Raw genomic sequence first — 264 nt, 5'->3', positions numbered from 1 at the left:
TGCACAATAGCCAACAAACAATCCCCCTGCATAACACACAGGCCATAAACTGGGTTTTATCAGTATGGCCGTAACTGCAAGGTAATAAATAATAACCACTGTGATATCAAGCTCACCGGTGGAAAACCAAAGTACTGGGCCGAGCTCTATCGCCCCTTCTAACGTCGAGGATAGCGCCAAGTCCAACTGACGCAATAGCCACAGCATTGGTTCGCTGAACCCAGTTAATACCACGACAATCAGTAAAGGCAACAAAATAAAGCT

At 45.8% G+C, this 264-nt stretch carries 1 protein-coding gene; it reads right to left on the bottom strand.

The window, feature by feature from the left end:
* Nucleotides 1–264: hypothetical protein (locus tag CWC14_RS19300; RefSeq protein WP_171036902.1), on the bottom strand; the 264-nt coding region annotated here is incomplete at both ends.

The organism is Pseudoalteromonas sp. S3260 (assembly GCF_005886925.1).
GTDB lineage: Bacteria > Pseudomonadota > Gammaproteobacteria > Enterobacterales > Alteromonadaceae > Pseudoalteromonas > Pseudoalteromonas tetraodonis.
This window is presented reverse-complemented; position numbering and strand designations above follow the sequence as displayed.